The 13341-nt window shown below is 64.1% G+C and carries 13 protein-coding genes; 6 read left to right on the plus strand and 7 right to left on the minus strand.

What is annotated here, in order from left to right:
• Positions 1-51: 51 nt before the first annotated feature.
• The 7 genes from AC3WS7_RS17895 to AC3WS7_RS17925 form a co-directional block, all read right to left on the minus strand.
• Positions 52-1206, minus strand: a complete 1155-nt coding sequence (locus AC3WS7_RS17895) for a metallophosphoesterase (RefSeq protein ID WP_296464585.1) — start codon at positions 1204-1206, stop codon at positions 52-54.
• Positions 1207-1306: 100 nt separating this feature from the next.
• Positions 1307-2062, minus strand: coding sequence for an NRDE family protein (locus tag AC3WS7_RS17900; protein ID WP_492657294.1), 756 nt, complete (start codon positions 2060-2062; stop codon positions 1307-1309).
• A 10-nt stretch (positions 2063-2072) separates the two neighbouring features.
• Positions 2073-2588, minus strand: a complete 516-nt coding sequence (locus AC3WS7_RS17905; protein ID WP_492657295.1) for an Lrp/AsnC family transcriptional regulator — start codon at positions 2586-2588, stop codon at positions 2073-2075.
• A 272-nt stretch (positions 2589-2860) separates the two neighbouring features.
• A complete protein-coding gene (gstA, locus tag AC3WS7_RS17910; RefSeq protein ID WP_492657296.1) occupies positions 2861-3469 on the minus strand; it encodes a glutathione transferase GstA in 609 nt (202 codons plus the stop codon).
• Between the two features lie 73 nt (positions 3470-3542).
• Positions 3543-5168, minus strand: a complete 1626-nt coding sequence (locus AC3WS7_RS17915) for a GMC family oxidoreductase (protein ID WP_296464574.1) — start codon at positions 5166-5168, stop codon at positions 3543-3545.
• Positions 5169-5173: 5 nt separating this feature from the next.
• Entirely contained in the window at positions 5174-5929 is a 756-nt protein-coding gene (locus AC3WS7_RS17920) for a class II aldolase/adducin family protein (protein WP_492657297.1), read from the minus strand.
• A gap of 144 nt (positions 5930-6073) precedes the next feature.
• Positions 6074-7009 (minus strand): AraC-like ligand-binding domain-containing protein, encoded by a 936-nt coding sequence (locus tag AC3WS7_RS17925; protein ID WP_492657298.1) that lies wholly within the window; start codon positions 7007-7009, stop codon positions 6074-6076.
• Between the two features lie 226 nt (positions 7010-7235).
• On the opposite strand from AC3WS7_RS17925, the gene AC3WS7_RS17930 reads away from it, so the two are divergent.
• Genes AC3WS7_RS17930 through AC3WS7_RS17955 form a run of 6 tightly spaced genes read left to right on the plus strand, consistent with a single transcriptional unit; the run spans position 7236 to position 13314 of the window.
• Positions 7236-8435 carry an amino acid ABC transporter substrate-binding protein gene (locus tag AC3WS7_RS17930; RefSeq protein ID WP_296464564.1) on the plus strand — a complete coding sequence of 400 codons (1200 nt, stop codon included), beginning with the start codon at positions 7236-7238 and terminating at the stop codon, positions 8433-8435.
• 7 nt (positions 8436-8442) lie between these two features.
• The gene (locus tag AC3WS7_RS17935; protein ID WP_492657299.1) at positions 8443-9318 is read left to right on the plus strand and encodes a branched-chain amino acid ABC transporter permease; all 876 of its coding nucleotides are present in this window, start codon (positions 8443-8445) and stop codon (positions 9316-9318) included.
• A gap of 8 nt (positions 9319-9326) precedes the next feature.
• Positions 9327-10304: a branched-chain amino acid ABC transporter permease gene (locus AC3WS7_RS17940; RefSeq protein ID WP_296464558.1), complete on the plus strand. Its 978-nt coding sequence runs from the start codon at positions 9327-9329 to the stop codon at positions 10302-10304.
• Positions 10297-11052: an ABC transporter ATP-binding protein gene (locus AC3WS7_RS17945; protein ID WP_492657300.1), complete on the plus strand. Its 756-nt coding sequence runs from the start codon at positions 10297-10299 to the stop codon at positions 11050-11052. The genes AC3WS7_RS17940 and AC3WS7_RS17945 overlap by 8 nt, the downstream gene beginning before the upstream one ends.
• A complete protein-coding gene (locus AC3WS7_RS17950; protein ID WP_492657301.1) occupies positions 11049-11819 on the plus strand; it encodes an ABC transporter ATP-binding protein in 771 nt (256 codons plus the stop codon). Before AC3WS7_RS17945 ends, AC3WS7_RS17950 begins: the two co-directional genes overlap by 4 nt.
• 40 nt (positions 11820-11859) lie before the next feature.
• Positions 11860-13314, plus strand: a complete 1455-nt coding sequence (locus tag AC3WS7_RS17955; protein WP_492657302.1) for an aldehyde dehydrogenase — start codon at positions 11860-11862, stop codon at positions 13312-13314.
• The last annotated feature ends 27 nt before the right edge of the window (positions 13315-13341 follow it).

Genomic DNA, 13341 nt, shown 5'->3' on the forward strand with positions numbered 1-13341 from the left:
ATAGCTATTGGCGCAGTATCCATGAGGGCTACAGGTATCTTTAGCTTGTAATCAGGCCTGTACCAGGCGCAGCAGCGTGATCTCGGAAGGTGCGCCAAAGCGCTTCGGTGGACCCCAATAGCCGGTGCCCCGGCTGGTATAGACCCACAGATTGCCCAGACGGTTCAGCCCTGCGGTGAAGGGCTGCTGAAAACGCACAAAGTAGCCCCAGGGCCAAAACTGGCCACCGTGGGTGTGGCCCGAGAGCTGCAAATCAAAACCTGCCTGCTCTGCTGCCACCGCGCTGCGTGGCTGGTGGGCCAGCAGCAGCTTGAAAACAGCCTGGTCTGGCGCTTGGGCCAGGGCAGCGTGGGGGTCGCTGCGGTGGCTTTCATCAAAGTGGTGCGCCGTGTAGTCGGCCACACCGGCCACCACCAGCATGGCGTGTTCCGGGTCTTGTGTGCCACTGCTGTGGTGAATCACCACGTGTTCATTCATCAGCACCTGCACGCCGAGCCCACGCAGCGCATCGATCCAACCATGCGCACCCGAGTAGTACTCGTGGTTGCCGGTCACAAAAAAGGTGCCGTGGGTGGACTGCAATTGGGCCAGGGGTGCAATGTGCCGCCCCAGTTCCTTCACACTGCCGTCCACCAAATCGCCGGTGATAGCCACCATGTGTGCGCCCAGGCTGTTGACCCGGTCCACGATGCGTTGCAGGTAGTGTGTCTTGATGGTCGGCCCCACATGGATATCGCTGATCTGCGCCATGGTGAAACCATGCAGTGCAGTGGGCAGGTTGGCAATCTTCACATCCACCCGCACCACCGCCGCGGTGCGGCGTGCGTTCCAGAAACCCAGCATGGTCATGAGCCATGCGAGCAAAGGCACGGCCTGTGCGCTAGTGTGGCGCAAGGTGTCAAGGCGCAGCTCCAGACCCGAGGCCTGCACTCCCCATGCACCCAGCAACAGCACGTCACGCAAGAGTGTGAGCACCAGCAGTGAGGAAAACAGGCCCATGCAGAGCAGACCCGTCCACACGATGGCACTGCTCCACGGACCCCGTTTGCCGCTGCGCCCCATCAAGCCGCGTGGTACCAGCAAGGCAGACACCAGCAAAACACCGCCCAGGATCAAGGCTGCTGTGTCAGGAAGATCGGGCAACAGGCGCCAGGCAATCAGCCCGTGGAAGAGCAGGGAAATCAGGGTAACCGGGGCAAGTGCCATGGGGTGCGCCGCACCGGGGATCGGTGTGCGGCAGAGTGGAAAGCTACTTAGGTGGTGGGATACGGCCGGGCTTCAAGGGCCGTGGAACGCAATATTCTTTTCACGTGTGGTCAAGGAACAAGGAGGTTTGGCCCATTGCCCCTTCCGCCCCAAACCGCCGCTCACTGAAGTGCACACCGCCAGATTCCACCCGCAGCACACTGCAGGCCCGTGTGCCATAAGCGGGGGTGGCGATAAATACCGCCGAGAGTGCACGCTCCAACTCCAGAGGGACCCCGGTATGCGGCAATTCACCGTCTTCTGCCAGGGTGTGTGACTGCAGCAGGGGCCAGAGGTGCTCATCACGCGTTGCACCGCGCGCCACACAAGCCGCCAAGCCGGTGCTGAGCTGGCGTAACTTGGGCCAGGGGGTGTGGAAATCCGCATTGGAAACAGCACCCATGCCAGGTTGCAGGGTCACGATGCGGGCGCCGCGGCTTTCCAGGCCCAAGAGGGTGTTGCCGTCAAACACCAGCAAGTTAAAGGGGTTGTAGGCGCTGGCGTGGGCTTGCAGGGTGCGCAAGTACGCGCCGGCATCCAGCGGGCTTTGCAGAAAATCGGTAACCAGTTGGCCCCGCGTGGGCGCGTCTTTGCGGGCTGGTACCGCACTGCGGTAGTTGGTGAGGGCGGCGAGGCGGCCGCCGGGGCCCACTCCCAGCCAGGTGCCCCCCGCGTGTACATCGCGCCCGGCCAGAATGGATGCACCAACCCAGTGGTGCAGGGGTTCGGCCGGGCGGGCATAGAACTCGTCGCGGTTGCCGAGCAGCAGCAGCGGGGTGGCACTGCCCGGCTGCCAGTTCCAGGCGATCAGGCACATGGGCCAGACCTCAGGGGGCAGAGGTCAGGGACAAAGCGGTGCGGTCCACCACGCGGCGCAGCACAAAGCTGCTGTGGACGCCGGTCACACCCTCAATGCGGGTGAGCTTGTTGAGCAGCAGGGACTGGTAGTGGTCCATGTCACGTACCGCCACCTTGATCTGGTAGTCCGCGTCCTGCCCGGTGATGAGCAGGCATTCCAGCACTTCAGGCAGCACGGCGACACTGGCTTCAAAGTTGGCAAAGCGCTCGGGGGTGTGGCGGTCCATGGAGATGTGAACAATGGCCAGCAGCGCGAGGCCAAGCTTTTTGGCGTCCAGCAGGGCGCGGTAGCCGACGATGAGGCCCGATTCTTCGAGTGCACGCACGCGGCGCAGGCAGGGCGAGGGGGAGAGTCCGATGCGATCGGCCAGGTCCTGGTTGTTGATGCGACCGTCGGTCTGCAGGATGTCCAAAATTTGCTGGTCGTAGCGGTCCAGTTTCATGTAAATGCCCAGATAAGTGGTGGTTTGAGCAGAGTATGCCAAAAACAGCGCTAACACGCGCAACAACGCAATAGCCTGCCGGCGTGCACGGCCTACACTGGAGGCCTCTGTCACCCACAGCCCAGCAGCACCAAGGTCTACCTACCCCACGCCGCGCAGGCCGCCCCACAAGGGCAGCTTCAGCACCCCAACAGCCCCAGGCCCACCAAAACTTGGGGCTTTTTGGCTTCTAGCCCCCGTGGAATATGCGCCAATAGCTATTAAAACAATAGCAAAAGGGCTCCGTAGGGCCCTGGTCCAGGGGCTGCTGGCCCTCAGTGTCGCAGGCCTTCGGCCTGCATGGCCGCCACCACGGCGGGGCGGGCGGCCACGCGGGCGCGGTAGGTCAGCAGTGTGTCCAGGCCGGCAAGGTCCACCCCCACCAGACGTGCCCAATTGCTCACGGTGAACAGGTAGGCATCGGCCACGGTGAAGGTGTTGCCCATCAGGTAGTCCTTGCCCGCCAACTCGCCGTTGACCCAGCCCAGGCGAGATAGCAGCTGGGTTTTGGTGGCGGTTTTGACCTCCTCGGGGGTGGCAGGGTTGAACAGGGGCGAGAAGTTCTTGTGCAGCTCGGTACCAATGAAGGTGAGCCACTCCTGCAGCTTGTAGCGTTCGAAAGTGCCGTGGGCCGGGGCCAGGTGTTTGTCTGGCACCAGGTCGGCCAGGTACTGCACGATGGCCGGGCCTTCGTGCAGGGTGCGGCCGTCGTCCAGCACCAAAAAGGGCACATAGCCCAGCGGGTTGATGGTGTAGAAATCGGTGCCGTCGGGGGTTTTGTGGGTCTTGGTGGGGGTGAGGATGCCCTCGTAGGCCAAGCCCGCTTCGTGCAACACGATGTGGGGCGACAGCGAGCAGGCGCCGGGGGAGTAATAAAGCTTCATGCGAGTCCTTGTGCGGTGCTGGAAAGCCACCCCGGCACGCTGCCGGGAGCCAGCGTGCATGCTACTGCGTGGCTCAGGCCCGCGCGGCCATGCGGATCATGTTGGCGGCCTTTTCGGCAATCATGATGGTGGGGGCGTTGGTGTTGCCGGTCACCAGGTCCGGCATGATGGACGCGTCCACCACGCGCAGGCGCTGCAGGCCGTGCACACGCAGCTCGGCATCCACCACGGCCATGGGATCGCTGGCCGGGCCCATCTTGCAGGTGCCAATGGGGTGGTACTCGGTGTCGGAGTGATCGCGCAAAAATTGCTTGATTTGGGCGATGTTGTTGCGCTCGATGGGGTAGAGCATCTGGCCACGGCAGGCCTGCAGGGCCGGTGCCTGCATGATGTCAAAGCCCATTTGGGTGCCACGCACTAGCGTGTCCAAATCATCGGGGTCCTGCAGGTAGGCAGGGTCGATCAGCGGGGCATCGGTGGGTTTGGCGCTTTGCAAGGTGACGCTGCCACGGCTTTTGGGCCGCATGAGCGTGACGTGCAAGGTGTAGCCGTGGCCCAGGTGGGCCTTGCGCGTGTGGTCGTCCACGATGCCGGTGCAGAACGCGAGCTGGATGTCGGGCGCTTCCACATCCGGGCGGGTTTTCATGAAGGCCTGCGATTCGGCCACATTGGTGGTGATCCAGCCGGTGCGCTGCTTGCGCCACTCGAACACCGACTTCACCATGTTGAGCGCACCCTTGGCCGAGAAGCCAAGCGTCGCATCCTGTTGCTGCGTGCGGTAGATCAACACCGTGGTCACATGGTCCTGCAGGTTTTGGCCCACGCCGGGCAGCACGTGGCGAACCGGAATGCCGTGTGCCCGCAGGTGCTCGGCCGGGCCCACGCCCGAGAGCATGAGGATGTGCGGCGAACCAAAGGCACCGCTGCTGAGCACCACTTCGCGCCGGGCGCGCACCTCCAGCGTCTGGCCCTGGTGCAGGTATTGAACGCCCACGGCGCGCTGGTCGCCGTCGCCACCTTCCAGCAGCACCTTGCAGGTGTGGGCGTGGGTGAGGATGGTGAGATTGGGCCGGTTGCGGTGGGGGGTGATGTAGGCCTTGGCCGCACTCCAGCGTTCGCCGTCTTTTTGGGTCACCTGGGCGGGCGCACAGCCCCACTGTTGGGCACCGTTGTAGTCAGGCGTGCGCGGCAGGCCCTGGCTTTCGCAGGCGTCCAGAAAGGCCTGGTTGAGCGGGCTGGGGCTGCGCAGGTAGCTCACGTTGAGCGGACCGCCGGTGCCGCGGAAGTCGTTGGCACCAAAACACTGGTTGTGCTCGGACTGCTTGAACAGCGGCAGCACATCGCGGTAGCTCCAGCCGGGGTTGCCCAGGCCGGCCCAGCGGTCGTAGTCGTAGGCATTGCCACGGGTGTAGACCATGGCATTGAGCGAGCTGCTGCCGCCCATGACCTTGCCACGCGGTGCAAAGCCGCGCCGCCCGCCCAGGCCGGGCTGGGGCACGCTCTCGAAGTTCCAGTTGAAGATGCCCAGTGGCGCCGTGGCGGCAAAGCCCAGTGGCGCGTGGATGAAGGCGCTGGTGTCCGGGCCACCGGCTTCGAGCAGGCAGACGGAGACCGCCGGGTTCTCGCTCAGGCGGCTGGCCACCACACAACCGGCGGAACCGCCGCCGACAACGATGTAATCAAATTCTTGGGAAGACATGGGGTTCACTCTTGGTAACTCGGGTCAATGCGGTTGAGCTTGCGGATCAGGGCAGGCCAGACAAAGGAGCCACCCAGTCCACCGGTTTGCACCCGCATGGCTTCGCTCACGCCTTGCACAATCTGCGGGTTCACGTGTGTGAGCTCTCCACCGGCTTGGGCGCCGATCTGGATCTGGCAGGTGGCCTCGAAGGTGTACATGCTCAAAAACGCGTCGGCAATGGTTTTGCCCACCACCAGCAGGCCATGGTTGCGCAGCACCAGAAAGTTGGCTTGGCCCAGGTCGGCCTGCAGGCGCGGCTTTTCTTCGTCGCGGAAGGCCACGCCTTCGTAGGCGTGGTACGCCAGCGAGGCCAGCACAAAGGTGGACTGCTGGCTCAGCGGCAAGATGCCGGCCTTTTGCGCGCTCACGGCCACGCCTGCACGGGTGTGGGTGTGCAGTACGCAGCCGGCGTTTTCGCGCGCCTCGTGCACGGCGCTGTGGATCACAAAACCGGCAGGGTTGACGGGGTAGGGCGAGTCGATCAGCTTGTTGCACTGCTGGTCCACCTTGACCAGGCTGCTGGCGGTGATCTCGTCAAACATCAGACCGTAGGGGTTGATGAGAAAGTGGTGTTCGGGCCCGGGAAGGCGGGCGCTGACGTGGGTAAAAACCAGATCGCTCCAGCCATAGTGCGCTACCAGCCGGTAGCAGGCGGCCAGGTCCACGCGCAGCTTCCATTCCTCGGCGCTGACCTGCGATTGCACAGACGGTGTTCCCATGCGGTGTCTCCTGCGGTTGGGGGAGTGGCCACATTAACCGCCACGCACGCCGGAAACTGTCGTCCGGGGGGCAATTTAGGGAAAGCTCTAGGGCGAAATGGGGGCGGGACTCCAAAACCGCATGCCGTGGCGTTGAGCGCCGTCTCAGTTCAGGCGTGCCTGGCGAAATTCGCTGGGGCTTTGCCCAGTGCGCTCGCGGAACACGCGGCTGAAGTGCGAGAGGTTGTTGAAACCCCAATGCAGTGCAATGTCGGTGATGGGGCGTGCTGCAAGGCCCACCTGCTGCAGCTCGCGCAGGCAGGCGTCCAGCCGTAGGTGCTGGATGTAGCTGGCCAGCGTGTGGGGCTCGTCGGCAAAGGCGTTGTAGAGGTGGCGCCTGCTGCAGTTGAGCGCGGTGGCAATCTGGTCCACCGAGAGATCAGGGTCGCGCAGGTGCAGCGCCACGTGGTGGCGAATCCGGTCCTTGAGCGCCTCGCGCTGGGTTAGCGGCGTGTGTTGCCCTGCCAGTTCGATCAGCGACAGCCGCACCAGTTGGGTGACCAGTTCGCCCGCACCCCGGGCGGCATCGGCACTCATGTTAGGCAGCTCTTCAAAGGTGCTGCGCATGGTGGTCAGGGCCACGCGTGCGATGCCGGTGGCGCCGCCCACGGGCCGGGCCATCAAGGTGTCCAGACGCAGGCCCTGGCCCGCCAGCTGGGCTTTGGGCACCATCACGATCAGGTGCTCCACCCGCTCGGGGTTGGCAATCAGGTAGTCGGCGGTGGTGTCGTAAATGGTCCAGGCGCCGGGGCCTACCCAGGCTTGGCGGCCCGATTGCTCGACACCGGCACGCCCGCGCAAGGGGGCCACGATCTTCAAGTAACCCTCATCGCTGGCACGCACCATGTCCATGGTGCGAACCACGCGGTGGCGGTTGGCCTCCAGCCGGGTCAGGATCAGGTCACCCGCGCGCCCGCTGCTCAGATGGCCGTCAAAGTCGGTGTCGCCGTACAGGTCGGAGCGCAGGCCGCCAAAGTGTTTCCATACCCACTCACACCACAGCGGCGCGCGCTCCTGGGGCGCGAAGTCGTCAGTGCTCATGGCCCGTGCCGCCAGGGGGCGAGGGGGCGCAACAGGGGCTGGGGCGTGCATGGTGCATGCATTATGGGCGGCCCCCCGCGTTTTGGCGCAGCCAGGCGCCAAGGGTTATCCCTAGCGGGCTTGCGCGTTTGTGCAAGCGCTTTGTGCACGGCCAGCACAGCCAGACGTGGGCCCTTTTCCTACGATGCAGATTCCTTAAAAAACCCCGCATTGCGCAGGAGACACCATGGTCCAGAACACAAAACGCACCTTGCTCAAAGGTGCCGCCGCCGCGGCCGGTGCCGCCGCCTTTGCCCCGCACCTGCTGGCCGCCCAGCCTCCGGTGCGTATCGGCTACAGCATGTCGCGCACCGGCCCCTGGACTGGTGGTGCCCAGGTGAGCCAGGAGCCCAACTACTTGCTGTGGGCCGAACAGCAAAACGCGCTGGGCGGGCTGGATGTGAAGGGGGTGCGCCGCCCGATCGAGCTAATCAGCTCCGACGACCGCAGCGATACCGAAACCGTGGTGCGCACCTACGAAAAACTCATGGGCAGCGACAAAGTGGACCTGGTGCTCCCACCCTGGGGCAGCAACGCCAACTTTGCCGTGGCCCCGTTGGCCAACCGGTTTGGCTACCCCTTCCTCGCACCTACGGCCTTGTCCAAGCGCCTGGTGGAAATGAAGTTGCCGTATTTCTTCCTGCTCTTGCAGCAGCCCAAACCCATGTGCGAGGCGCTGGTGGACATGCTCAAGGCCAGTGGTGCCAAAACCGTGGCCGTGGTCTATGTGGATGACCTGTTTGGTCTGGAAAACTACGCCGCCTTGCGCGTCGCGCTACAAGGCAGTGGCATCAGCATGGTGGAGGACAAGAGTTACCCCGCGGGCGTGAAAGACCTGTCACCGGTGCTGCGTTCCATGAAGGACAAGAACCCCGATGCCTTCGTCGGTTTCACCTACCCGCCCGACACCATCCTGGCGAGCAAACAGGCCAAGGAGGTGGGCTTCAACCCCAAGTTCTTCTACGCCTCGGTGGGCACAGCCTTCCAGCTCTACAAAAATGTGATGACGCCGGCCGGTGCCGAGGGTGTGCTGGGCATGGGCTCGTGGAATGGCAAGACCAGCCCCGGTGCCAAGGCCTACTTTGACGCGCACACCAAGAAGTTTGGCGGCAAGGAACCTGACCGCTGGGCCAGTGGCGCGACCTGGGCTGGGCTGGAAATCTTGACGGCTGCCGTGGCCAAGGTGGGGTTGGACCGCAAGGCCCTGCGCGACTACATTGCCGCCGGTGCGCACAAAACCATTCTGGGCGATATCCAGTTCACCGGCAGTGAAAACACCGCTACGCCGGGCACCGTGGGCCAGTGGCAGAACGGCGAGTTTGAGGTGGTGTGGCCCAAGAAGCTGGCCACGGCGGCTTTGAACCCCAACAAACCGGTCTGGAAGTAAGGCGCCCATGGGATTGGCGTCGTGGTTGGAGTTGTTGGCGTCGGGCCTGATCACCGGGGGCATTTACGCCCTGGTGGCGCTGGGCCTGAACCTACAGTACGGGCTCATGCGCATCCTCAACATTGCGCATGGCGAGTTTTTGATGGTGGGGGCTTACCTGACCTGGATGGCGCACACCAGCTTGGGCTGGTCGCCGTTGTGGATGGTGCCGATCTCCTTTGCCGTGATGATGGTGCTGGGCCTGGTGATCCACTGGCTGTGCTTTCGGCGCCTCAACGCCACTTCGCCCAACCTCGACATTTTTGAGGCGCGCGGGCTGATGGTGGCCTTTGGCTTGATGTTTCTGGTGCAGAACTTTGCCTCGTACATGTGGGGCGGGGACTTGCGCGGGTATGACTACCTGGCTGAGCCGGTGAAGCTGGGCGAGGCTCAGTTTGCCGGCAACAAGCTGCTGGTGTTTGCACTGGCACTGGTGTTCAGCCTGGCGCTGATGTTGGTGCTGCGGTTCACCTTGCTGGGCAAAGGTGTGCGTGCCCTCATGCAGTCGCCCACCGGGGCGCAGTTGGTGGGCATCGACACCAAACGCCTGCACCCGCTGATGTTTGGCATCGGCCTGGGGCTCTCGGGCGTGGCGGGTTGTTTGCTGTCCATGGCCTACACCATCACGCCCAGCATGGGTGAGCCCTACACCGTGACTGCGTTGATCGTCATCACCCTGGGCGGCTTTGGCAGCATGGGTGGTGCGCTGGCCGGTGGCTTGTTGTTGGGGGTGGTGGAGGCGCTGGGCATGCACTTCAGCAACCCTTCGCTCAAGGCCTTGTTGTCTTACGGCATTTTTATAGCGGTTCTGCTGTTGCGGCCCCGCGGACTGTTTGCGAAATGAGTGGCCTGATGAACAACCGCCAAGTGCTGGTGCGTGATCTGCTGGTCTTGCTGGCATTTGCGGGGTGGGCTTTGGCCCTGCCGCACTATGGCAGCGAGTTTGTGGTGTCCATGGCACTGACCTGCCTGATGTACGTGGCCCTGTCGTCAAGCTGGGGCCTGTTTTGCGGCAGTACGCGTTACCTGTCGCTGGCCACCTCGGCCTTCTTTGGCATAGGCGCCTACACCAGCGCATTGGTGCTGGAGCAGCTGGCTTGGTGGCAGGCCGTGGCACTGGGTGCGGGGCTGGCCACATTGGTGGCGGTGGTGATGGGAGCGGCCGTGCTGCACCTGCGCGGCACCTACTTTGCGGTGCTGACCTTCGGCATGACGGAGTTGATTCGCCACGCGGTGACCTACTTTGAAAAGTCGGTCACTGGCACCGTAGGCCGCGTGCTGATGGTGGTGCCCGAGCGCGACACGATTTACCTCACGGTGCTGTTGCTGGCGGTGCTGGCGGTGTTGTGCTCCATCGTGTTGCGGCGCAGCCGCTTGGGGCTGGCACTGCTGGGCATAGGGGCCGACGAGCAGCGGGCACAGACACTGGGCGTGAACACACGCATGGTGAAAGTGGCCGGGTTTGCATTGACCGCGGCGTTTGCCGGTGCCGTCGGCGCCGCCATGTCGGTGCGCTGGACCTATATCGATCCGCACACGGTGTTCAACCCCTTCATTGGTTTTCAGACCGTGTTGATTGCCTTGATTGGGGGCGCCGCCACGCTGTGGGGCCCGCTGATTGCGGCGATTGTGTTCAGTGTGCTGGCCGAAACATTGCGCCTGCAGTTTCCGCAGATTTACATGATGTCGCTGGGCATTCTGCTGATCCTGAGCGTGTTGTATTTGCCCGGGGGCCTGGCGTCGCTGCGCTGGCGCACCTTTGTCGACTGGGGGCGCAACAGCCAGCAGTGGCTGCGTGGCTTGGGCCGCAAGGAGAAGCGCCATGTCTGAGGTCTTTCTGCAAGCCCAGGACATCACGGTGCGTTTTGGCGGCCTGACGGCAGTGGATGGCGTGAGTGCCAGCTTTTGCGCCGGCGAGTTGGTCGGCATCATCGGCCCCAACGGTGCGGGCAAGACCACATTTTTCAACGCCATCTCGGGCGTGACACCCCCCACCTCGGGCCAGCTCACGGCCGGCGGCAAACGCCTGGATGGCCGGGCGCCGCACCACTACGCGGCGGCTGGCGTGGCGCGTACCTTCCAGACTCCGCGGGTATTTGCCGACATGCCGGTGGTGGCCAATATCGAATTCGGCCTGAAGTTTGCCGGACGCAAGCGTGAAGGGCCGTGGCACCTGCGGGATGCGATGAGCATTCTGGAGTTGATTGGCCTGGCGCACCTGGCCGCGCTGCCGGCTGCGGCCATCACACCGTCGCAGCAGCGCCTGCTGGAGATTGGCATGGCGCTGGCCACACGCCCGCGCATGCTGCTGCTGGACGAAGTGGCGGCGGGCCTGACCGAATCGGAGGTGGAAGCGATGGCGCAGTTGATACGCCGCATGCGTGACGAACTGGACCTGACTGTGGTGTGGATTGAACACGCGGTGACCACACTCTTGCGTCATGTGGAGCGCGTGATCGTGCTGCACCAGGGCCGCAAGATTGCCGACGGCACACCGGCTGAGGTGGTGCGCAATGCGGAAGTGATTGAAGCCTACCTAGGTGACGAAATGGCCGAGCCTGCAGGAGCCCCCGCATGATGTGGTTTGAACCCACCCCCTTTGTGCTGGGCGGCACCACCCGCGCGCATTTGCAGGTCAAGGGCTTGCATGCGGGCTACGGCGCGTTTTTGGTGCTGCGCAATCTGTCGCTGGAAATCAAACCCGGCCTCACGGTCATCCTGGGCCCCAATGGCGCGGGCAAGACCACGCTGCTCAAGGCCTTGTCGGGCCTGATCGCGCGCCAGGGCGAGGTGCTGCTCAACGGCGAAGACCTGCCCACCAAGACCAACGAGATCGTGCAGCGTGGCATGGCGCTGGTGGCCGAGGGCCGCCAGCTGTTTCCGCAGATGACGGTGACCGAAAACCTGGAGCTGGGCGGCTGGTTGTGCAGCAAGGCCGAACGTGCACGCCGCATGGAGCAGGCCTTTGTCGACTTCCCCAAGCTGCGCGAGCGCACCCAGCAACTGGCCGGCACCATGAGTGGTGGCGAGCAACAAATGGTGGCGGTAGCGCGCGCCATGATGAGTGCGCCGCGCCTCTTGATGCTGGACGAACCCTCGCTGGGCCTGGCGCCCAAGATGGTGGACGAGTTGCTGGCGATTGCCCGGCGCATTGCCGATGCGGGCACCACCGTGCTGATGGTGGAGCAGAACGTGAAGAAGGCGCTGGCCGTTGCCGACCGTGGCTATGTGCTGGAGCGCGGCACGCTGGTGGCCAGCGGACCTGCCGCCTTGCTGGCGCGCTCCAGCGTGATCCGCGAAGCCTACCTGGGCGCCCCGGCTGCTACAGCCACACCCAAGCCTTGATTTTGAATTCCCCCATTTCCAGAATTTTTAGGAGAACCCCATGTCCGATTTGTCCATGCTGATCAATGGCCTCAAAGTCACCGCCGAGAAGGGCGCCACCTTTGAGCGGCGCAACCCGCTCGATGGCAGCGTGGCCACACGTGCCCCCGCCGCCTCGGTGGCCGACGCCGTGATGGCCGCCGATGCCGCGGCCGAGGCCTTCAAGACCTGGAGCCAGACCGGCCCCGGCGAGCGCCGTGCGCTGTTGCTCAAGGCCGCCGACGCGCTGGAGGCCAAGACACCGCAGTTCATTGAAGCCGTGGGCGCCGAGACCGGTGGCACCGGCATGTGGGCCGGCTTCAACGTGCACCTGGCCGCCGGCATGATCCGCGAGGCCGCGTCGCTGACCACGCAGATCAGTGGCGAAGTGATTCCGTCCGACGTGCCCGGCAGCCTGGCCATGGGCGTGCGCCAGCCCGCCGGTGTGGTGCTGGGCATTGCACCGTGGAACGCGCCCATCATCCTGGGTGTGCGCGCCATTGCCACGCCGCTGGCTTGCGGCAACACGGTGATCTTCAAGGGCAGCGAGAACTGCCCGCGCACCCACCAGCTCATCATCGAAGCATTTGCCGACGCCGGTTTCCCGGCGGGTGTGGTGAACTACATCACCAACGCCCCGGCCGATGCCGGTGCGGTGGTGGAGGCCATCGTGGCGCACCCGGCGGTGCGCCGGGTCAACTTCACGGGCTCCACCAAGGTGGGCAAGATCATTGCGATGACCTGCGCCAAGTACTTGAAGCCCGTGGTGCTGGAGCTGGGCGGCAAGGCGCCACTGGTGATCCTGGACGACGCGGTGATCGAGGACGCCGTGAACGGCGCGGCCTTTGGCTGTTTTGCCAACAGCGGGCAGATTTGCATGTCCACCGAACGCATCGTGGTGGACCAGAAGATTGCCGATACCTTCACCAAGCAGTTTGCCGCCAAGGCCGCGGCCTTGCCCGTGGGTGACCCGCGCAAGCCTGACCCGGTGGTGCTGGGCTCGGTGATTGGCATGAACACCGTGGAGCATTGCAACGCGCTGATCGACGACGCGCTGGCCAAGGGCGCCAAGCTGCTGTGTGGTGGCAAGGCCAGCAACACACTGATGGCCGCCACGGTGCTGGACCATGTGACGCCCGCGATGCGCATCTACCACGAGGAAACCTTTGGCCCGGTGAAGTGTGTGGTGCGTGTGAACGGGGTGGAGGAGGCTGTGGCCTGCGCCAATGACAACGAGTACGGGCTGTCGTCCGCCGTGTTTGGTGCGGACATCGCACGGGCCTTCAACGTGGCGCGCCGCATCGACTCCGGCATCTGCCATGTGAACGGCCCCACGGTGCACGACGAAGCGCAAATGCCGTTTGGTGGCGTGAAGGGCAGTGGCATGGGCCGCTTTGGTGGCAAGGCCGGTGTGGCCGAGTTCACCGAGCTGCGCTGGATCACGCTGCAGACCACACCGCGGCACTACCCGTTCTGAGTGCGGCCCGGTAGCACGCTATTTTGC

This window comes from Rhodoferax sp. EU05-FHT12H12 (genome assembly GCF_058791215.1).